Here is a 19,690-nt window from a genome sequence, read left to right as displayed (position 1 = left end):
GAGGTAGATAGGTTCGAGGTGGAAGCGTGGCGACACGTGCAGCTGACGAATACTAATCGATCGAGGACTTAACCAATACTTTTATGAATTGCTTTGCATCAAAAATGTTTCACCGTCGTTTATCCAGTTTTGAGGGCGCAAGCACTCAAATACAGTCCAGTGACGATGGCAAAGAGGCCACACCCGTTCCCATCCCGAACACGGCAGTTAAGCTCTTTTGCGCCGATGGTAGTTGGGGGTCTCCCCCTGTGAGAGTAGGACGCCGCTGGGCATACAGAAGAAGGTCGTTACCGCGTAAGCGGTAGCGGCCTTTTTTGTCATAAATTTTGTCAGAAATAACGATTTTATTGTTAATAACAAGGAACCTGCTAATAAAAAGAACAGGCAAGAAAATTACTGGAAAGGTGCTTTCTATGAATCGACTTTGCCCATTTGGTGCCAAAGTTCGTTATAATGGAAGGAACAAGGAAGATGTGAGGATGGACTATATGACGCAGCGACGCCCTTTAGTGGAAGCGTTAAAGAATTTTCAGCAACAGCGGCCGGTTTCTTTTCACGTTCCCGGACATAAGCATGGGGAATTATCGGGCTTGCCGAACGAGATACGCTCTGCTTTGCAATACGATCAAACTGAATTGAGCGGATTGGACGATCTGCATTATCCGGAAGGGGCTATTAGAGAAGCTCAGCAATTATTGGCCGAGGCTTATGAAGCTGATAAAAGTTTCTTTTTGGTAAACGGATCAACCAGCGGCAACTTGGCGATGATTCATGCAGTCTGCAAAGAAGGGGACCGCGTACTGGTTCAGCGAAACTCTCATAAATCCATTTTTCATGCGCTGGAACTGGCTAAATTGCAACCAGTCTATCTGGCTCCGGAATGGGGCGAAGCGTCACTAAGTGCGGAAAGTGTTTCGTTAAAAACGTTGAAAGATGCCATTCAGCTGTATCCGGAAGCCAAAGCTTTAATTTTAACTTACCCTAATTATTACGGCATGGCAGGGGTAGAAATAGAAGAAATGATAAAGTACAGTCACCAATTTGATATTCCGGTGCTGGTTGACGAAGCTCACGGTGCCCATCTGCTTGCGGGTCCGCCGTTCCCCCGATCTGCTCTCTCTTATGGTGCAGATGCAGTTGTGCAATCTGCACATAAGACATTGCCTGCTATGACGATGGGTTCTTTTCTTCATATAAAAGGAAGCCGGGTGAACGCGGATAGGGTAAGCAAGTATCTGCGTATGTTCCAATCAAGCAGTCCGTCTTATTTGATTATGGCTTCGCTGGATGATGCAAGAGCTTTTATTCAAACATATTCCGGACCGGATAAACAATATTTCCAAGAGAAACGTAAACTGTTTATTGGCAGCCTGAGAACGATTTCTGATCTTGAAGTGGTTGAAGCGGACGATCCGCTCAAAATCATGTTGAGAGTGGAAGGGTACAACGGTTTCAGACTTCAGGAAAAACTGGAAGAAATGAATGTTTACGCTGAAATGGCCGACTCGCTTCAAGTGGTGATGGTATCGCCATTATTAAAACAGAGCCATACTTATCCATTTGCGGAAATCGGAAGCCGAATCAGGGAAGCAGTCCAACAGCTGCGAAAAGAGCAGAGGGATAAGAAGCTGCTGATAACACGTCAGGAGCCAATCGCAATCAGTGAACCGGAAATCTCCTATGAGGCGATTGACTTGGCTGATTCGGAATGGATTTCCTATACAAAAGCGATGGGCCGGCATTCGGCAGCGATGGTCACTCCCTATCCGCCGGGAGTCCCGTTAGCGTTGCCTGGAGAGATATGGACTCAAGCAAAATTAGAGCAGTTAATGGATCATTTGGCAGCAGGTGCGGTGATTCAAGGTGAACATAAACTGGCTGAAAAGCAACTTTTGGTCATACAGCATGGAGGCAACGAATAATGAACAAACCAGGATATTTTATTACCATTGAAGGGCCTGAAGGGGCGGGCAAGACGACCGCTATCGAGCAATTGATGACACAGCTGCAACCACTGGGCATCGAAGCCGTTTTGACGCGGGAACCGGGAGGCATTGAGATTGCTGAGAAGATCCGAGAGGTGATTTTGAATAAAAACCATACGGCAATGGACGGCCGTACAGAAGCGCTTCTTTATGCAGCTGCCCGGCGCCAGCATCTGGTGGAGAAAGTGCTGCCAGCACTGCACCAGGGGAAAGTGGTGCTGTGCGACCGCTTTATCGACAGTTCACTGGCTTACCAGGGGCATGCCCGCGGACTTGGCATCGACGAAGTTCTTTCCATCAATGAATTTGCGATACAGGACACTTGGCCGGATTTGACCTTATTATTTGATGTGTCGCCGGAAATCGGGCTGCAAAGGATTGCGGCAAACAGCGGAAGAGAACAGAACCGCTTGGATATGGAGAAATTGCCGTTCCACCAAAAGGTGTATGAGGGCTATCAGGAAGTTTCACGCCGTTATCCCGACCGCATTGTCAGAATCGATGCTGTCAAAGAGCCGGAAGAAGTTGTGGCGGATGCGCTGGCAGCGATTATAAAAGGCATGGAAAGTTATACAGCGTAATTAATTGTTCGTGTTATAATTATATAGAAGAAAGACCAATAAAAAGGAGTGAGTGCTGATGAAACTCGTCGTTGCAGTTGTACAGGACCAAGACAGTAACCGATTATCCAATGCTTTGACAAAAAATGATTTCCGGGCTACCAAGCTTGCCAGTACAGGAGGGTTTTTGCGCTCAGGGAACACGACTTTTTTAATCGGGGTTGACGATAGCCTCGTTCCTAAATTAATGGATTTAATCCGGGAAAATTGCCGTTCGCGCGAACAGATGGTAGCACCTGTTTCACCTATGGGCGGAAATGCGGATTCGTATATACCATATCCTGTGGAAGTGGAAGTTGGCGGTGCCACGATATTTGTGTTGCCGATTGAGCAATTCCACCATTTTTAAGTGACGCAGATCATAAAATACATGACACCCGTGCTCCCTTGGAACACGGGATTTTTTTAAAAAGGCGGAAGGTGAAATTGTGCAGATGACAACCGAAGAATTCAAACAGATGCAGCCGATTGTGATGAAGAGGCTGCAAGGGGCTTTTGAAAAAGACCGGCTGGCACATGCCTTCCTTTTTGAAGGGCCTGCTGGTTCGGGAATAAAAGAAGTAACGCATTTTTTTGTGAAGCTGTTGCTTTGCGAAAATCCGCAGCAAAATGTTCCATGTGGAACATGCAGAAGCTGCCATTTATATAATTCCGGAAATCATCCGAATATCGTCTTTATAGAACCGGATGGTCAAAACATCAAGATTGACCAGATCCGTGAATTGATTTATTCAATGAATAAAACAGGATTGAATACGGGGCGTAAGATATATGTGATTCAGGAAGCGGATCGGATGAATAATGCTTCCGCTAATGCGTTGCTAAAATTTCTGGAGGAGCCGGAATTCAATGTGACGGCCATTCTTCAGACAGAACGTCTGAATGCGATTATGAGCACAATCCGTTCCCGCTGCCAGCTTGTATCGTTTCAGCCGCTGTCACGCCCAGTGTTAATGGAAAAGCTGATTGCGGGTGGCATGACAGCTTCTATGGCCGCAACGGTAAGCATGCTGACGCAAAGCGAAGAAGAAGCACTGGCTTTGAGTACGGATGAACAATTTCCACAGGCAAGAAAAACAGTTTTGAAGCTGGTCGAAGTGGTCAGCAACAATGTACACGAGGCACTTTTAATGCTTCAGTCGGATTGGCTTCCGTTGTTTAAGGAAAAAGAAGATACCGAAAGAGGCCTGGACATGTTATTATTTGCATATCGGGACATTGCTTCGGTAAAGGCAGGACTCGAGACAGCAAGAACGTATCCAGACATGGAAGAAACTTGGAAGCAGATGGCTCTTCAGCGTTCTTTTACTGTGTTGTCAAAACAGCTGCAGGCTATTTTACAGGCCAAACAGCAATTGCCTCGCAATATGAACCGAACGCTGCTGATGGAGCAATTAATGCTGAATCTGCGGGAGGGGTAAAAATTGTATAATGTCATAGGTGTCCGCTTTAAAAAAGCGGGTAAAATATATTATTTCGATCCAGGTGAATTTACGATCGAAAAAGACGATTATGTAATCGTTGAAACAGCTCGCGGAGTGGAATACGGGAAAGTGGTCGTACCGGTCAAGACGGTCGGCGAAAACGATGTCGTATTGCCGCTGAAACAAGTTGTGCGTGTAGCAAGTGAACGTGATCGTGAGCAGGTGGAAGATAACCGCCGGGAAGCGCAGCGTGCATTTGAGATGGGTACAGGAAAAATCGAAGAACACCGGCTCGATATGAAGCTGGTTGATGTCGAATATACTTTTGACCGCAATAAAGTGATTTTTTATTTCACGGCGGAAGGCCGCGTCGATTTCCGGAACCTTGTTAAGGATCTGGCGTCAATATTCCGGACACGTATCGAACTTCGCCAAATCGGTGTAAGGGATGAAGCGAAAATGCTCGGGGGCATCGGACCTTGTGGACGTATGCTTTGCTGTTCAACATTCCTGGGCGATTTTGAACCGGTTTCGATTAAAATGGCCAAAGATCAGAATCTGTCGTTGAATCCATCGAAGATTTCAGGTCTTTGCGGGCGCTTGATGTGCTGCCTTAAGTATGAGAACGATGAGTATGAGCAGGCGAAGAAAGAAATGCCGGATGTTGGCACACGTGTTGCGACTCCGGACGGCGAAGGTCGTGTTGTCAGTATGAATATTCTGGAACGCGTATTGAAAATCCGCCTTTCTGAGCAGGAACAGACACTTGAATATGCATTAAGTGAGATAATGGACCAAGGAACGAGAGCGTGAGGTGGTTGGTGTGAAAGATAAGAATTTTTTGGACACGGTCATGGATTTTGAGCAGCAGCTTGAATCGATGCAGCAGCAATTTCGCGAATTGAAAGCAGTGGTGGCGCATACGATGGAAGAACATCATGCGCTGCAGCTTGAAAATCATCATTTGCGTGCGCGCCTGGATGAACTTCATGAAGCGGTTCCGGAAGCTGCTGCGGCTGTGGATCCTGTAAAACTCGAAAGAGCGGTCATGGATATCGGCGAGGGCTATGATAATCTGGCCCGGCTTTATCACGAAGGCTATCATGTCTGCCATGTACATTTTGGCAGTTCCCGAAAAGGTGATGATTGCTTGTTCTGCCTTTCATTTTTAAACAAGCAGAATTGATGGCAAAATCAACAAAAGCTTCCGTCACCTTGCGTGGCGGCAGCTTTTTGTTTTGTGGAGGAGTTGAAAATATGCTGTTGGATGACGAACGGCTGGATTATTTATTGGCGGAGGAATTACGGATCATTCAAAGCCCGTCCGTATTTTCGTTTTCACTGGATGCGGTTTTATTGGCCCGGTTTGCTTACTTGCCGTTGAAACGCGGGAAGATAGTGGATCTATGTACAGGGAACGGGGCGATTCCGCTTTTTTTAAGCGCTCGGACGGAATCCCAGATCATCGGTGTCGAGCTGCAGGAGCGGCTTGTGCATATGGCGCAGCGCAGTGTGGCGTATAACGGGTTGGAGCCGCAGATTAGCATTCTGCAGGGCGATGTCAAAACGATCCCGGAAACGCTCGGTTTTGAAAAATATGACGTCGTAACATGCAACCCGCCATATTTTCCGGCGGATAATATGAGCGATAAAAATATCAGTGAACACATGGCGATTGCACGACACGAGCTCTATTTGACGCTGGACGAGGCTGTGCGCTCTGCCAGCCAGTTATTGAAGCAGGGCGGCAAAGCGGCATTTGTGCACCGTGCTGGCCGGCTGATTGACTTGATCACGGCAATGCGCGTCAACCGGCTGGAGCCGAAACGTGTCAGGCTGGTCTACCCGAAAGCCGGGAAAGAAGCGAACACCTTATTAATTGAAGGAATAAAAGACGGCAAGCCCGATCTGAAAATCTTGCCGCCGCTGATTGTCTACGGAGACGACGGGGAATATACGGAAGAAGTGCGGGAAATGCTTTATGGAGACAAATAGCCATTATTTCTATGTGCTTGAATGTGCCGACAATTCCTATTACGCGGGCTATACCAATGATTTGCAGAAACGGCTGGAAACACATAATGCCGGCAAAGGCGCGAAATACACACGGGCGAGAGGGCCGGTGAAAGTGATTCATTTCGAAGAATTTGAAACAAAGCCGGAAGCGATGAAGGCGGAATATGCCTTCAAGCAATTAACGAAAGCGAAAAAAATCCGTTATATTGCTGAAGGGAAGGAGCAGGTCTGATGAAATCCCAGAAAAGTTTTCAGGAAACAACAGCAACTTTATATCTTGTTGCGACGCCGATCGGCAATCTCGAAGACATGACGGTCCGTGCGCTGCGCATTTTAAAAGAAGTCGATATCATTGCAGCGGAAGATACGAGAAATACAAAAAAACTCTGCAATTACTTTGATATTCAAACGAAGCTGGTCAGTTATCATGAACATAACCAGGAAAGCGGCGGTCATAAAATTCTGGCTTACCTGGAAGAAGGAAAATCAGTGGCACTTGTCAGCGACGCGGGTATGCCGTGTATTTCCGATCCTGGTGAGGATATCGTAAAACGGGCGATAGCGGAAGGCTTTCCGGTCGTGCCGATTCCCGGGGCCAATGCAGCGCTCAGTGCGCTTATCGCTTCCGGCATTGCACCTCAGCCGTTCCAGTTCTACGGCTTTCTGTCACGCAATAAAAAAGAGCGGCAGGCTGAACTTGAGCTATTGAGCCAAAACCGCGAGACGCTTATTTTTTATGAAGCGCCTCACCGGTTAAAGGAAAGCCTGAAAAGTATCCAGAAGAATTTCGGCAATGACCGACGGATTGTCCTGGCGCGGGAAGTGACCAAGAAATTCGAAGAGTTCCTGAGAGGGACGGTGGAACAAGCGGTGGAATGGGCGGACGCCAATGAAATACGCGGTGAATTCTGCCTGATCATCGAAGGGAATGCAGAACCGGATCTTGTCGAAACGTCGGTCTGGTGGGAAGATTTATCAATAGAAGAACACGTCGAAGAAGTGATGGAGCGGGAACAGCTTTCCTCAAAAGAGGCGATAAAAAAGGTCTCGACAGACCGGAAATTGTCGAAACGAGATGTTTATCAGGCGTTTCATACTTAAAAAAACCGGAGCGCATGAAGCGCTCCGGTTTTAAAAAACTTATTTTTTCAAGTTGCCTTGAATTTCTTTCATCAGCATTTCTGCGCCTTCAGAACTCAAGACCAATTTGCCGCCGACAAGTTTCATGTTGTCGTCCGATACTTCACCTGTTACAGCGCAAGTCATGTTCGGCATGTATTTTTTCAAGATGATTTTGTCATCATCGACATAGATCTCCAAAGCGTCTTTCTCTGCGATCCCCAATGTGCGGCGCAATTCGATTGGAATAACTACACGGCCCAATTCGTCAACTTTACGTACGATACCTGTTGATTTCATAATATTCGTCCCCCTTGAATTTTTTAGATGTTTTCGCCAAAATTCGACAATTACCACTTCCTGTCATAAATCATACCAACTCCTTTCTTCCAGGTCAACAAAAAACTATCGAATTTATAACGAAATACCATAATTTATGACATATATTATTAAATTCTTTAAAAAGAACCGCTTTAAATGGCAACGATTCGACAATTGGTAAAATTAAACAGAAATTTAGATATAATATTTTTACAAAAAATACCTTGGAACGCCTAAGATTGAAAGATTGTACAAAATTGCGGACTTCGTTAAAATAAACCTTATACAAACAAACTGGAGGAATTTTTCGTGACTGCAAACAAAGATACTTTTTATTTAACGACTCCGATTTATTATCCAAGCGGAAAATTCCATATCGGAACCGCTTATACAACGGTCGCATCTGATGCGATGGCGCGCTATAAACGCCTTCGCGGCTTTGATGTCCGCTTTTTGACGGGCATGGATGAACATGGCCAGAAAATAGAGGAAAAAGCGCAGGAAGCCGGCCTTGCCCCGCAGGAATATGTAAATGGCATGGCGGAAGCTGCGAAAAGTGTCTGGAAAACGATGGACATCACTTATGATGATTTTATCCAGACCACTGAAGCCCGCCACAAAGAAGGCGTGGAAAAGATTTTCCAGAAGTTTCTGGACAACGGTGACATCTATAAAGGGCATTATGAAGGCTGGTACTGCACGCCTTGCGAGTCTTTCTATACAGAAAGCCAGCTGGACAACGGCAATTGCCCGGATTGCGGCCGCCCGGTCCATAAAGTGAAGGAAGAATCGTATTTCTTCAATATGAAGAAATATGCAGCTCGCCTCCTGGATTATTATGAGAACAATGTCGAATTCATCGAGCCTGAATCCCGTAAAAATGAAATGGTCAATAACTTCATCAAACCGGGTCTCGAGGATCTTTCCGTTTCCCGTACATCGTTTGACTGGGGGATTCCGGTTCCTGGAGATCCGAAACACGTTATTTATGTGTGGGTGGATGCTTTGTCGAATTATATTACGTCGCTGGGCTACGGTTCTGACGACGATTCGTTGTTCAATAAATACTGGCCGGCGGATGTTCACGTGGTTGGTAAGGATATCGTCCGCTTCCACACGATTTACTGGCCGATTTTCCTGATGGCGCTTGATTTGCCATTGCCGAAAAAAGTTTTCGCACATGGCTTTATCATGATGAAAGACGGCAAAATGTCGAAGTCGAAAGGCAATGTCGTTTATCCGGAAATGCTGGTCGAACGCTATGGCTTGGATGCCACGCGTTACTTCCTGCTGCGGGAGCTGCCTTTCGGTTCTGACGGCGTATTTTCTCCGGAAGCGTTTATCGAACGGACAAATTACGATTTAGCCAACGACCTCGGGAATTTATTGAACCGCACAGTTTCCATGATCAATAAATACTTTGATGGGGAAGTGCCGCAAATTGCCGGTGAAAAGACGGAGTTTGACGCGACGCTTCAGCGTGTTGCGAAAGAAACGGTCGAAACCTATGAGAAGCACATGGAAAAAATGCAGTTCAGCATGGTATTAAGCGAAGTTTGGGTACTGATTTCACGAAGCAATAAATATATAGATGAAACACAGCCATGGGTGCTGGCAAAAGATGAAAACAGAAAAGAAGAACTTGCTTCTGTTATGGCCCACCTGGCGGAAAGCTTGCGCATGACAGCGGTTATGCTTCAGCCATTCTTGCCGAATGCACCGAAGCAGATCATCGAACAGCTCGGCTTGTCAGAAGAATATCTGGCTTGGGAAACGCTGGACGGTTTCGGCAAGATTCCTGCCAATACAAAAGTGGCTGCTAAAGGAACGCCGATCTTCCCGCGTCTTGAAATCGAACCGGAAGTTGCGTATATTCGTGACCAAATGCGCGGTGGCTCCACTGAGGAACCGGAAGAAGAAGCAATCGAAGAAGTGCCGGATGTACCGGAAATCACGATTGATGACTTTGCGAAGGTCGATCTTCGTGCAGCAACAGTTATAGCTTGTGAGCCGGTGCCGAAAACGTCGAAACTGCTGAAATTGCAGCTGGATCTGGGATATGAGCAGCGCCAGGTGGTTTCGGGCATCGCCGAACATTATAAACCGGAAGAACTGGTCGGCAAAAAAGTCGTGGTTGTCGCCAACTTGAAACCAGTGAAATTACGCGGTGAATTATCGCAGGGCATGATTTTGGCTGGAGAAAAAGATGGTTTCCTGACTATGGCTTCAATCGCCGAGAAGTTGCCGAACGGCGCAAAAATTAAATAAATCTTTATCTGAAGATGGTCCGCTTGACTGAGCGGACCATTTTTATTATGGTGAATTTTGCAGTCTTTTTTTAAAGGATTCCGGGTAAAATGTCACGCAAAAAAGATGTTTTGTTATACAAATGTAATATTACTGAGAAGAAAGAAATGAAGTTTACGGATAAAATAAAGCTTAACGTAAGGAGAATGCATATGTTTATTGATACTCACGTACATTTAAATGCTGACCAATACGATGATGATTTGAAAGAAGTCATCGAACGCGCATTAGAAAACAATGTTACAAAAATGATTGTCATCGGTTTTGATCGGAAGACGATTGAACGCGCCATGGCATTAATAGAAGAATACGATTTCCTTTATGCAGTGATTGGCTGGCATCCGGTTGATGCGGTTGATTGCACGAACGCTGATCTGGAATGGATCGAAGAACTTTCAGCCCATCCGAAAGTCGTCGGCATCGGTGAAACAGGCCTGGATTACCATTGGGACAAATCGCCCAAAGACATCCAGCAGGAAGTTTTCCGCAAGCAGATACAGCTGGCGAAAAAACTGCAGCTGCCGATTATCATCCACAACCGTGAAGCGACAGAAGACGTTTTGACTATCCTGAAAGAGGAAAATGCGGCGGAAGTCGGCGGCATTATGCACTGCTTCGGTGGCAGCGTCGAAACGGCACAGATCAGCATTGATATGAATTTCATGATTTCCCTTGGCGGACCTGTGACATTCAAGAATGCCAAAAAGCCTAAGGAAGTCGCAGCACAGATCCCGCTCGAACATTTATTGATCGAAACAGACGCGCCTTATCTTGCGCCTCACCCTTACCGCGGAAAACGCAATGAACCTTCCTATGTAACGCTGGTGGCGGAAGAAATCGCCCGCTTGAGAGACTTGCCGGTGGAAGAAGTGGCAAAAATCACCACACAGAATGCTGAAAGATTCTTTAAATTGAACTAAAGAGAAAGAATGGCTGAAACCCGTTCTAATTGACATGCAACTAAATGAGTCTATATAATCACACAGGTGAATGAGGAGGAGTTACATTTGACGAAAGAAGAAGAGGATAATAATTACTCAACAATAAAAGCATCCAAAAAGAAATCAGTGATCATCACGTTGGCTACGGTGCTGATGTTTGCAGCAGTTATGGTTTTCGCGATTTATGAAGGTACGAAAAACACCGTCACGATGATTGCAAACGGTGAAAAAGAAGAAGTCAAAACCCACGCTGAAACAGTAGGGGCGTTTCTTGCAGAGCAGGAAATCAAAGTAGGACAGGATGACTATTTGAGCCATACAGCAGAAGCTTCAATCGATAAAGATATCGTAATTGAATGGACGGAAGCCGATCAATTTACCATTACAGTGGACGGCAAACCGACATCTGCCTGGACAACTTCGAATACGGTCGAAGATATTTTGGCAAAAGCGGACGTTGAAATTACTGAACATGATAAAGTAACACCTGCACTAAACGAAGAAGTAGATGCAAATACTGCTATTTCTGTTGAAAAAGCTTATGAAGTGACAATTCTTGATGGACTGGAAGAAAAGAAAGTATGGTCCACTTCGACTACGGTCGCTGACTTTTTAAAACAGCATAAAATCACTTTGAGCGATCTTGATCGCGTAGAAAAAGATATGGATGAATTAATCCTTCCCGGATCTGAAGTTAAAGTTGTTCGTGTAGAAAAGGTCACCGATGTAGTGGAAGATTCAGTGAAATTCGCCAAAGAAACAAAGAAAGATTCCTCTCTTTTGAAAGGATCTGAAAAAGTAGTTCAAAAAGGCGAAGAAGGTCTTGTAGAAAAGACTTATGAAGTTGTTATGGAAAACGGCAAAGAAGTAAAACGTGAACTTAAAGGCGAGAAAGTCATCAAAGAAGCGAAGAAACAAGTCGTGGCAGTCGGAACGAAAACTGTTGTTGCAAGTGTTTCCCGCGGAACTGATACAAAAGCGGCAGCTCCTGCTCCGAAAAAAGCAGCAGCATCTCAGCCGGCAGCAACATCGACTAAAACAACGAAAACAGCAGCACCAGCTCAAAGCAGTGAACCATCAAGCAGCCGCGAGTTCTATGTATCGGCAACAGCTTACACAGCTTCCTGCACAGGATGCTCAGGCATCACGGCAACAGGCATTAACCTGCTTGCCAACCCGCACCTGAAAGTAATCGCGGTTGACCCTTCTGTTATTCCACTTGGCTCGAAAGTATGGGTTGAAGGTTACGGACATGCAATCGCAGGTGATACAGGCGGCGCTATCAAAGGCAATAAAATCGATATCTTCATGCCGGACCGCTCTGCAGCATTGGCGTTCGGACGCAAGCAAGTGAAGATTAAAATTCTGGATTAATTAATAAAGAAATTGGAAAGCTTTCCCGGGGCAGCCCGGGAAAGCTTTTTACATGTTTAGCCGGAACAGGGTAAACTAAAACAAAAAGTTTTGAAACGAGGAACAACTGATGAAAATCAAAGAAGTGATTGTAGTTGAAGGCAAAGACGATACGGTTGCCGTTAAACGCGCAGTGCAGGCCGATACGATTGAAACGAACGGCTCCGCTATTTCCGAAGAGACTTTGAAAAAAATCGCGCACGCCGCTTCCAAACGCGGTGTGATTGTATTTACAGACCCTGATTATCCAGGCAGACGGATACGTGCTATTATTGAGGAATACGTGCCGACAGCCAAGCACGCGTTTTTGGCGAAGGAAAAAACCATTGCGAAAAACGGCAAGGGGCTCGGCATTGAGCATGCCAAAGATGAAGATATCCGGGAAGCGCTGGCTTCCGTTCATACAATCTGGAAAAATGAAGAGCCTGCTGAAATTACGATGGAAGATTTAATTATAGCCAAGCTGGTGGCTCATCCACAGGCAAGGCAGCGCCGTACGGAAATTGGAAATATTCTGCAGATCGGCTATACAAACGGCAAGCAGCTTGCCAAACGGCTGCATATGTTCGGCATAACGAAACAGCAATTCATCGAAGCGGTGCAGGCGCTGAATCAGGAGGAACGAAAATGATGAAAGATATAGCAACACCTATACGCACCCAGGAAATTATGGCGAAACATGGCTTAACAGTGAAGAAAAGTCTGGGACAGAACTTTTTGATCGACCCGAATATTCTTCGGAAAATCGTCAGCCAGGCAAATCTGACAAAACAATCAGCAGCTATCGAAATAGGGCCCGGCATTGGAGCTTTGACAGAACACCTGGCGCGTGCCGCCGGAAAAGTGCTGGCTTTTGAAATTGATCAGCGCCTGTTGCCGGTGCTTGATGACACCCTGTCACCTTACGACAACGTCAGCATCATCCATTCCGATATTCTGAAAGCGGATGTTGCGGACGCCATTGCGAAAGAACTAGAGGGTTACGAAGACATTATGGTAGTGGCCAATTTACCGTATTACGTAACGACACCAATCATCATGAAATTGCTATTGGAGAAATTGCCGATTCGCGGACTCGTGGTCATGCTGCAGAAAGAAGTGGCGGAACGGATTACGGCGAAGCCTGGAACGAAAGCTTACGGTTCTCTGTCCATCGCTATTCAATATTACACGGAAGCGGAAATGGCTTTGACGGTGCCAAAAGGCGTCTTCATGCCGCAGCCCAATGTCGACTCTGCGGTCATAAAGATGACGAAGCGCCCAACACCGCAAGTGGAAGTCATCGATGAAGATTTCTTTTTTAAAGTGACGAGAGGTTCTTTTGTGCAGCGCCGCAAGACAATATTCAATAATTTGCAGGCAGCAATGCCTGATGGAAAAGAAAAGAAGGATTTGATTTTAAAGGCTTTGGAAGAAGCGGGGATTGATCCGACAAGGCGCGGTGAAACCTTGAGCATCAAGGAATTCGGCGGCCTCGCTGACAAGCTTTACGGCTATTTTGGCTGATTTCCATCATTCTGTTGAAAAAACGGCACAACTCGAATAAAAAAGGGTATTTCGGATAAATAAATATTGACACCAAGCGGATTCCAAGATAAAATTAAAAATTTATTTGACAATTTGGGCATTTTGTAGTAAGGTTTATTTATAGTGAGGTGTAGACAAAATGCCCAAAACTTTGGCGGATATCAAGAAGTCGTTGGATTTGCATTTAGGGAAACGATTGCTGTTGAAAGCAAACGGAGGTCGCAAGAAAACGGTCGAACGTGCCGGAATCCTGCGCGAAACATATCACTCCGTGTTCGTAATTGAGTTAGATCAAGATGAACATGCATTTGAAAGAGTGTCCTACAGCTACGCGGACATCCTGACAGAAGCAGTGGAAATCACTGTGTATGAAGGAACAGAAGACGCTTTAGTCGTTAAATAATCGAACTATATTTTATATTTTCTTTGTAGCCCATACCTTGCCGGCTTCGGCAGTGTATGGGTTTTTTGTTTTTTCCCCAAAAACTCCCCATTCCACCACCGTGTGTTAAAATAGTCTTCATCAGATTATAAAAGGAGACAGTGGAGATGCTCTATGTGAAGGCACCTGCCAAAATCAACTTAACATTGGATGTACTACATAAAAGACCTGACAATTACCATGAGGTCGAAATGATCATGACTACTGTGGATCTTGCAGACCGCATCGGGCTGATGGAAACCGAACGCGGAATCCATATCGAATCAGCCGATCGCTTTGTGCCGAATGATTCGCGCAATCTTGCCTATCAGGCGGCGAAGTTATTGAAAGACACCTACCACATCAAATCCGGAGTTATCATCAAGCTCGATAAACAGATTCCGGTTGCTGCGGGACTGGCGGGTGGAAGCAGTGATGCAGCTGCGACACTAAAAGGCTTGAATAAGTTATGGAATCTGAATCTTTCATTGGATGAGTTGGCTGAACTGGGCACGAAGATCGGTTCAGATGTCGCTTTTTGCGTATACGGGGGGACGGCGCTTGCAAAAGGCCGCGGCGAAATCATCCAACAGCTCCCGGCACCGCCGAATTGCTGGGTCATTCTTGCAAAACCGACAATCGGTGTTTCCACCGCTGAAGTTTACGGTGCCTTCGATGTCAATAAAGCAGAGCATCCGAATACACAAAAAATGATCGAGGCGATTGAAAATAAAGATTACGCCGGTGTCTGCGCAAACTTAGGAAATGCTTTGGAAAGTGTCACATTATCCTTGTATCCCGAAGTGGCACAGATAAAAGATCAAATGAAGAAGTTCGGAGCAGACGCTGTACTTATGAGCGGCAGCGGACCGACTGTCTTCGGATTAGTGCAGCAGGAAGCGCGTATTCCACGCATCTATAACGGATTGCGCGGTTTCTGTGCAGAAGTATACGCCGTAAGACTGGTCGGCGAGCGGGACCCACTTGCTTAAAGACGGATAATTATGGTAAGTTTTCTATAAATCATTCGTGTTCAGGAGAGTGGAAAATGAAGTGGAAACGCAGTGAACGTTTAGTAGATATGACGCATTACTTATTGGAGCATCCACATAAATTGATTCCGCTGACGTATTTCTCCGATTTATATGAATCGGCCAAATCGTCCATCAGTGAAGATTTAGGAATCGTCAAAGAGACTTTTGAGCAAAAAGGCATTGGTTTATTGGCGACGGTGCCCGGAGCTGCAGGAGGAGTGAAATATATTCCGAAATTGCAGGAACCGGAAATCAGAGCGATCATGCAGGAACTGATCAGTGAATTGAGCCATTCTGACCGGCTTCTGCCGGGAGGCTATTTGTATATGACCGATGTACTGGGCAATCCGGATATGATGAACCGCGTCGGCAAAGTTTTCGCCACGGCATTTGCGCATCAGAAAATCGATGTCATCATGACAGTGGCGACAAAAGGCATTCCAATCGCCCATGCCATCGCGCGGCATTTGAATGTTCCGGTCGTTATCGTACGCCGCGACAGTAAAGTCACCGAAGGCTCCACTGTCAGCATTAATTACGTGTCAGGTTCGTCCCGGCGCATCCAGACGATGGTGTTGTCGAAACGCAGCATGAAGAGCGGTCAGCGTGTGCTGATCACAGACGATTTCATGAAGGTCGGCGGCACGATGAACGGCATGAAGAATCTCCTCGAAGAATTCGAATGCACGCTCGCCGGAGTGGCAGTGCTTGTGGAAGCGGAACATAAGGATGAACAATTGGTTGAAAAATACTTATCACTTGTTAAATTGCGCGAGGTCAGCGAAAAAGAACGGAAAATTGAATTACAAGAAGGAAACTATTTCTCGGATGGAGGTTATTGATCATGAAATATGTAGCAACTGATAAAGCAGCGGCCGCAATCGGCCCGTATTCACAAGGTGTCGTGTCCGGCGACATGTTCTATAGTTCAGGACAGATTCCATTGACGCCTGCAGGTGACATTGCAGGAGATACAATCGGCGAACAGGCCCATCAGGTTTTTGCCAACCTGAAAGCGGTCTTGGCAGAAGCGGGCTCCTCACTGGATAACGTTATTAAAACAACCGTTTTCATCAAGGACATGAATGATTTTGCTGCGCTGAATGAAATTTACGCCTCTTATTTCGGTGACCATAAACCGGCCCGCTCTACAGTGGAAGTGGCCAGATTGCCGAAAGATGTGAAAGTTGAAATCGAAGTTATTGCGAAAGTTAAGTAAGGAAATGAAACTGCCTTTTACAGGCAGTTTTATTTTTTTATCATAAAAACAAAATATTCTAATAAATTTTGTAATTTTTGAAGGATATTAGTCCTTAATAGCGAATAACATAAAAAGCTCCAAAAATTACATCTTAGGGGAGAGGTGATGAGAATGGAAGTAACTGATGTGAGGTTGAGACGGGTTCAAACGGATGGCCGTATGAGAGCAATCGCTTCCATCACCCTGGACAACGAGTTTGTTGTACATGATATTCGGGTGATTGATGGAAATGACGGCTTGTTCGTAGCGATGCCCAGTAAACGAACTCCGGATGGCGAATTCAGAGATATAGCACATCCGATTAACTCAGGAACAAGAAGTAAGCTTCAGCAAGCTGTGTTGGCTGCTTATGAACAAAGTGAGAATGATCCCGTGTTTGAAGAAGCGGGCGTGTGAATTTAACAGACAGAAGAGCCTGAAGCAAAATACGGGCTCTTTTTATTATGGTTAGAAATTGGCCAGTTTTCATTTTCTAAGCTAGGCGGCTGAAAACATGCCGCTACGCCAGCGTATCTTATACTTGTCAGAGCTAACCGGGCGTTGTCGCTTTTCTATTTGTCATGGGATTGACATAGCGGCGAACCTTGAAAAATCAAGGTTTTTCCGATATAGTTAAAGTAAAGCTGAAACAGTTGTGTGGCTTACGCAATCACGAATTGCATTTTCACAGCTGCGCTTTTTTCTAACAAGCCGATGGGTTTGTAGTGGGGGAATAAGTCATTGAAGCGAAAAAGCCGGATGGCACAGCTTCTTAATAGAGAGAAAAACGCAAGCGTTTGTTTACAGCAGGCAATTGCAAAAGTATGCCGTAACGGCTTTTTTTTGCGCTCAGACGCGTAAGCGTTACGGAATAGATAATGATTAAACAAAAATCTTATGGATGGAGGATCGATACATGACGAATACATATGCAGTAATACTCGCGGCCGGACAAGGCACGCGAATGAAATCGAAATTGTATAAAGTTTTGCATCCGGTTTGCGGCATGCCGATGGTTGAGCATGTAACCGGCAATGTTTCACAGCTGGGTGTGGAGAAAATCGTTACGATTGTCGGACACGGAGCGGAAAAAGTGCGGGAGCAGCTTGGCGACAGCAGCGAGTACGCCTTGCAGGAAGAGCAATTGGGTACGGCTCATGCGGTGCAGCAGGCGGCTTCATTGATTGAAGGAAAACCGGGCACGACTTTGGTCGTTTGCGGAGACACGCCGTTAATTCGTGCAGAAACGATGCAGGCGCTCCTTGATCATCATAAATCCACAGAAGCCAAGGCTACTATTCTTACAGCCATCACCGATAACCCGGCTGGTTATGGCCGCATCATCCGCGACGGCAGCGGGCAGGTTTCGAAAATCGTTGAGCAGAAAGATGCTTCATCTGATGAACAGCAGGTCAAAGAAATCAACACGGGTACGTACTGTTTTGACAACGAAGCGTTGTTCGAAGCATTGAAGCTTGTTTCAAATGATAACGTGCAAGGGGAATATTACTTGCCGGATGTTATCGAAATCCTTCAGAAACAAAGTGAAATTGTTTCTGCTTACGCTACAGACAGTTTTGATGAGACGCTTGGCGTCAACGACCGTGTGGCATTGAGCCAGGCTGAGGGAATCATGCGCGCGCGCATAGCCGAAAAACATATGCGTAACGGCGTTTCCATCATCGATCCCGCTTCCACTTACATCAGTGCAGAAGCTGAAATTGGAGCTGACACGATTCTTTATCCAAATGTCATCATCGAAGGGCGCACGGTAATCGGGGAAGATTGTTTCATTTCATCCAATAGCCGTATCGTTTCAAGCGTAATCGGCGACCGGACAGAAATCCGTTCTTCCGAAGTCTACAACAGCTCGATTGGCACGGATACGGCAATTGGGCCATTCGCCCACGTCCGTCCGGACAGCAATCTTGGCAATGAAGTCAAAATCGGCAATTTTGTTGAAGTGAAAAAATCCGAAGTTGGCAATGGCAGCAAAGTGTCCCATTTGAGTTATATCGGCGATGCGGAAGTTGGAACAAACGTCAATATTGGCTGCGGCACGATCACAGTCAATTACGACGGTAAAAATAAGAGTCTCACGAAAATTGAAGACGACTCCTTCATCGGCTGCAATTCAAATCTTATTGCCCCGGTTACAATCGGCAAAGGCTCTTATGTGGCGGCAGGCTCTACTATTTCCAAGGACGTACCAGAAGATGCATTGGCGATTGCGCGTGCCCGCCAGGAAAATAAAGATGGCTATGCTTCAAAACTAAACGTGAAAAAATAGGAGGTAAACCTTAATGGGTTATCAAAATGCAGACAGTAAACTGAAAATCTTTTCATTGAATTCAAATAAGGAATTAGCGGAGGAAATTGCCGAGAATGTGGGCATTCCGCTAGGAAAGAGTTCGGTTACACACTTCAGTGACGGAGAAATCCAAATCAACATCGAAGAAAGTATTCGCGGCTATGATGTTTTCATCGTCCAATCCACTTCACAGCCTGTCAACGAAAACCTGATGGAGCTGCTGATTATGATTGATGCGGTAAAACGCGCTTCAGCCCGCACGGTCAACGTCGTGATTCCGTATTACGGCTATGCCCGCCAGGACCGAAAAGCGCGTTCGCGTGAGCCAATCACGGCGAAACTGGTAGCGAATCTTTTGGAAACAGCCGGAGCTACCCGTGTGGTTGTACTGGATCTGCATGCACCTCAAATTCAAGGCTTCTTTGATATTTTGATCGACCATTTAGTAGCAGTACCTCTTATCTCGGAATATTTCCTGAATGAAAGCGGCATCGACCTTGAAAATGTCATCGTCGTTTCGCCTGACCACGGGGGCGTAACGCGCGCACGCAAGATGGCGGATCGCCTGAAAGCACCGATTGCCATCATCGATAAACGCCGTCCGCGTCCGAACGTAGCGGAAGTCATGAACATCGTCGGTAATGTGGAAGGCAAAACTGCCATCATCATCGACGATATCATCGATACGGCCGGCACAATCTCGATTGCTGCCAGTGCTTTGATTGAAAGCGGAGCAAAAGAAGTTTACGCCTGCTGTACACATCCTGTATTATCAGGACCTGCCGTTCAGCGCATCAATGACTCTGTCATCAAAGAATTGATCATCACCAACTCAATTGCTTTGCCTGAAGAGAAAAATTCTCCGAAAATCAAGCAATTGTCGGTAGCTAAACTATTGGCGGAAACTATCGTTCGCGTACACGAACAAAAATCAGTCAGCAGTTTATTCGACTGATCATAAAATCCTTTCTCACCCTTCAAGGTTTGATGATAAATGTTTAAGGGTATCCA

22 protein-coding genes and 1 rRNA gene are annotated in these 19,690 nt (G+C 45.9%); 22 read left to right on the top strand and 1 reads right to left on the bottom strand.

What is annotated here, in order from left to right; translation table 11 throughout:
• Window positions 1-155 precede the first annotated feature (155 nt).
• The 10 genes from rrf to rsmI all read left to right on the top strand — a co-directional run bounded on the left by rrf (window position 156) and on the right by rsmI (window position 7,146).
• A 5S ribosomal RNA gene (gene rrf, locus DP120_RS18075) occupies window positions 156-271 on the top strand.
• Between the two features lie 208 nt (window positions 272-479).
• The gene (locus DP120_RS18070) at window positions 480-1,922 is read left to right on the top strand and encodes an aminotransferase class I/II-fold pyridoxal phosphate-dependent enzyme (protein WP_112225054.1); all 1,443 of its coding nucleotides are present in this window, start codon (window positions 480-482) and stop codon (window positions 1,920-1,922) included.
• Window positions 1,922-2,566, top strand: coding sequence for a dTMP kinase (tmk, locus tag DP120_RS18065; RefSeq protein ID WP_112225052.1), 645 nt, complete (start codon window positions 1,922-1,924; stop codon window positions 2,564-2,566). The genes DP120_RS18070 and tmk overlap by 1 nt, the downstream gene beginning before the upstream one ends.
• A 58-nt stretch (window positions 2,567-2,624) precedes the next feature.
• Window positions 2,625-2,954, top strand: coding sequence for a cyclic-di-AMP receptor (locus DP120_RS18060; RefSeq protein WP_084242251.1), 330 nt, complete (start codon window positions 2,625-2,627; stop codon window positions 2,952-2,954).
• Between the two features lie 79 nt (window positions 2,955-3,033).
• Window positions 3,034-4,026, top strand: coding sequence for a DNA polymerase III subunit delta' (gene holB / locus DP120_RS18055; protein WP_112225049.1), 993 nt, complete (start codon window positions 3,034-3,036; stop codon window positions 4,024-4,026).
• 3 nt (window positions 4,027-4,029) lie between these two features.
• Entirely contained in the window at window positions 4,030-4,842 is an 813-nt protein-coding gene (locus tag DP120_RS18050; RefSeq protein ID WP_112225047.1) for a PSP1 domain-containing protein, read from the top strand.
• 10 nt (window positions 4,843-4,852) lie between these two features.
• Window positions 4,853-5,215, top strand: coding sequence for a DNA replication initiation control protein YabA (gene yabA, locus DP120_RS18045; RefSeq protein ID WP_084242258.1), 363 nt, complete (start codon window positions 4,853-4,855; stop codon window positions 5,213-5,215).
• A 71-nt stretch (window positions 5,216-5,286) separates the two neighbouring features.
• The gene (locus DP120_RS18040; RefSeq protein ID WP_112225062.1) at window positions 5,287-6,024 is read left to right on the top strand and encodes a tRNA1(Val) (adenine(37)-N6)-methyltransferase; all 738 of its coding nucleotides are present in this window, start codon (window positions 5,287-5,289) and stop codon (window positions 6,022-6,024) included.
• Window positions 6,011-6,277, top strand: a complete 267-nt coding sequence (locus DP120_RS18035; protein ID WP_112225044.1) for a GIY-YIG nuclease family protein — start codon at window positions 6,011-6,013, stop codon at window positions 6,275-6,277. Before DP120_RS18040 ends, DP120_RS18035 begins: the two co-directional genes overlap by 14 nt.
• Window positions 6,277-7,146 carry a 16S rRNA (cytidine(1402)-2'-O)-methyltransferase gene (rsmI, locus tag DP120_RS18030; protein WP_112225042.1) on the top strand — a complete coding sequence of 290 codons (870 nt, stop codon included), beginning with the start codon at window positions 6,277-6,279 and terminating at the stop codon, window positions 7,144-7,146. The genes DP120_RS18035 and rsmI overlap by 1 nt, the downstream gene beginning before the upstream one ends.
• Window positions 7,147-7,185: 39 nt before the next feature.
• Here the strand turns inward: rsmI and DP120_RS18025 are convergent, their stop codons facing one another.
• A complete protein-coding gene (locus DP120_RS18025) occupies window positions 7,186-7,464 on the bottom strand; it encodes an AbrB/MazE/SpoVT family DNA-binding domain-containing protein (RefSeq protein ID WP_084242246.1) in 279 nt (92 codons plus the stop codon).
• A gap of 330 nt (window positions 7,465-7,794) precedes the next feature.
• On the opposite strand from DP120_RS18025, the gene metG reads away from it, so the two are divergent.
• The 12 genes from metG to DP120_RS17965 all read left to right on the top strand — a co-directional run bounded on the left by metG (window position 7,795) and on the right by DP120_RS17965 (window position 19,634).
• Window positions 7,795-9,753 carry a methionine--tRNA ligase gene (gene metG / locus DP120_RS18020; RefSeq protein ID WP_112225040.1) on the top strand — a complete coding sequence of 653 codons (1,959 nt, stop codon included), beginning with the start codon at window positions 7,795-7,797 and terminating at the stop codon, window positions 9,751-9,753.
• A 191-nt stretch (window positions 9,754-9,944) separates the two neighbouring features.
• Complete coding sequence (locus tag DP120_RS18015; RefSeq protein WP_112225038.1) at window positions 9,945-10,712, top strand: TatD family hydrolase; 768 nt, start codon at window positions 9,945-9,947, stop codon at window positions 10,710-10,712.
• 87 nt (window positions 10,713-10,799) lie between these two features.
• Window positions 10,800-12,107 (top strand): G5 and 3D domain-containing protein, encoded by a 1,308-nt coding sequence (locus tag DP120_RS18010; protein ID WP_240612031.1) that lies wholly within the window; start codon window positions 10,800-10,802, stop codon window positions 12,105-12,107.
• A gap of 109 nt (window positions 12,108-12,216) precedes the next feature.
• Window positions 12,217-12,777, top strand: a complete 561-nt coding sequence (gene rnmV / locus DP120_RS18005) for a ribonuclease M5 (RefSeq protein ID WP_112225036.1) — start codon at window positions 12,217-12,219, stop codon at window positions 12,775-12,777.
• Entirely contained in the window at window positions 12,774-13,652 is an 879-nt protein-coding gene (gene rsmA / locus DP120_RS18000) for a 16S rRNA (adenine(1518)-N(6)/adenine(1519)-N(6))-dimethyltransferase RsmA (RefSeq protein WP_112225034.1), read from the top strand. Before rnmV ends, rsmA begins: the two co-directional genes overlap by 4 nt.
• Before the next feature lie 160 nt (window positions 13,653-13,812).
• A complete protein-coding gene (gene veg / locus DP120_RS17995) occupies window positions 13,813-14,076 on the top strand; it encodes a biofilm formation stimulator Veg (RefSeq protein WP_071152415.1) in 264 nt (87 codons plus the stop codon).
• 146 nt (window positions 14,077-14,222) lie between these two features.
• On the top strand, window positions 14,223-15,086 hold the full coding sequence (gene ispE / locus DP120_RS17990; RefSeq protein WP_112225032.1) for a 4-(cytidine 5'-diphospho)-2-C-methyl-D-erythritol kinase: 864 nt from the start codon (window positions 14,223-14,225) through the stop codon (window positions 15,084-15,086).
• A gap of 56 nt (window positions 15,087-15,142) precedes the next feature.
• Entirely contained in the window at window positions 15,143-15,970 is an 828-nt protein-coding gene (gene purR / locus DP120_RS17985; RefSeq protein WP_112225030.1) for a pur operon repressor, read from the top strand.
• 2 nt (window positions 15,971-15,972) lie between these two features.
• Window positions 15,973-16,347 (top strand): RidA family protein, encoded by a 375-nt coding sequence (locus tag DP120_RS17980; protein ID WP_112225028.1) that lies wholly within the window; start codon window positions 15,973-15,975, stop codon window positions 16,345-16,347.
• Window positions 16,348-16,500: 153 nt separating this feature from the next.
• Window positions 16,501-16,785 carry a septation regulator SpoVG gene (spoVG, locus tag DP120_RS17975; RefSeq protein ID WP_084242255.1) on the top strand — a complete coding sequence of 95 codons (285 nt, stop codon included), beginning with the start codon at window positions 16,501-16,503 and terminating at the stop codon, window positions 16,783-16,785.
• Window positions 16,786-17,284: 499 nt separating this feature from the next.
• Window positions 17,285-18,658, top strand: coding sequence for a bifunctional UDP-N-acetylglucosamine diphosphorylase/glucosamine-1-phosphate N-acetyltransferase GlmU (gene glmU / locus DP120_RS17970; protein WP_112225026.1), 1,374 nt, complete (start codon window positions 17,285-17,287; stop codon window positions 18,656-18,658).
• 13 nt (window positions 18,659-18,671) lie between these two features.
• Window positions 18,672-19,634 carry a ribose-phosphate diphosphokinase gene (locus DP120_RS17965; RefSeq protein ID WP_112225024.1) on the top strand — a complete coding sequence of 321 codons (963 nt, stop codon included), beginning with the start codon at window positions 18,672-18,674 and terminating at the stop codon, window positions 19,632-19,634.
• Window positions 19,635-19,690 lie beyond the last annotated feature (56 nt).

Source organism: Planococcus halotolerans (assembly GCF_003289955.1).
In the GTDB taxonomy this organism is placed as follows: Bacteria; Bacillota; Bacilli; order Bacillales_A; family Planococcaceae; genus Planococcus; species Planococcus halotolerans.
Note: the sequence above shows the minus strand (reverse complement) of the source record. Positions and strands in the feature narration are given on the sequence as shown.

What these genes read in the sequence shown, in the direction of transcription:
- DP120_RS18060 (WP_084242251.1), top strand. Translation starts at nt 2,625, where the DNA reads ATGAAACTCGTCGTTGCAGTTGTACAGGACCAAGACAGTAACCGATTA.
- DP120_RS18070 (WP_112225054.1), top strand. Translation starts at nt 480, where the DNA reads ATGGACTATATGACGCAGCGACGCCCTTTAGTGGAAGCGTTAAAGAAT.
- ispE (WP_112225032.1), top strand. Translation starts at nt 14,223, where the DNA reads ATGCTCTATGTGAAGGCACCTGCCAAAATCAACTTAACATTGGATGTA.
- DP120_RS18035 (WP_112225044.1), top strand. Translation starts at nt 6,011, where the DNA reads ATGGAGACAAATAGCCATTATTTCTATGTGCTTGAATGTGCCGACAAT.
- veg (WP_071152415.1), top strand. Translation starts at nt 13,813, where the DNA reads ATGCCCAAAACTTTGGCGGATATCAAGAAGTCGTTGGATTTGCATTTA.
- spoVG (WP_084242255.1), top strand. Translation starts at nt 16,501, where the DNA reads ATGGAAGTAACTGATGTGAGGTTGAGACGGGTTCAAACGGATGGCCGT.
- DP120_RS17965 (WP_112225024.1), top strand. Translation starts at nt 18,672, where the DNA reads ATGGGTTATCAAAATGCAGACAGTAAACTGAAAATCTTTTCATTGAAT.
- glmU (WP_112225026.1), top strand. Translation starts at nt 17,285, where the DNA reads ATGACGAATACATATGCAGTAATACTCGCGGCCGGACAAGGCACGCGA.
- rnmV (WP_112225036.1), top strand. Translation starts at nt 12,217, where the DNA reads ATGAAAATCAAAGAAGTGATTGTAGTTGAAGGCAAAGACGATACGGTT.
- DP120_RS18040 (WP_112225062.1), top strand. Translation starts at nt 5,287, where the DNA reads ATGCTGTTGGATGACGAACGGCTGGATTATTTATTGGCGGAGGAATTA.
- rsmA (WP_112225034.1), top strand. Translation starts at nt 12,774, where the DNA reads ATGATGAAAGATATAGCAACACCTATACGCACCCAGGAAATTATGGCG.
- DP120_RS18015 (WP_112225038.1), top strand. Translation starts at nt 9,945, where the DNA reads ATGTTTATTGATACTCACGTACATTTAAATGCTGACCAATACGATGAT.
- tmk (WP_112225052.1), top strand. Translation starts at nt 1,922, where the DNA reads ATGAACAAACCAGGATATTTTATTACCATTGAAGGGCCTGAAGGGGCG.
- DP120_RS18025 (WP_084242246.1), bottom strand. Translation starts at nt 7,464, where the DNA reads ATGAAATCAACAGGTATCGTACGTAAAGTTGACGAATTGGGCCGTGTA.
- DP120_RS17980 (WP_112225028.1), top strand. Translation starts at nt 15,973, where the DNA reads ATGAAATATGTAGCAACTGATAAAGCAGCGGCCGCAATCGGCCCGTAT.
- rsmI (WP_112225042.1), top strand. Translation starts at nt 6,277, where the DNA reads ATGAAATCCCAGAAAAGTTTTCAGGAAACAACAGCAACTTTATATCTT.
- purR (WP_112225030.1), top strand. Translation starts at nt 15,143, where the DNA reads ATGAAGTGGAAACGCAGTGAACGTTTAGTAGATATGACGCATTACTTA.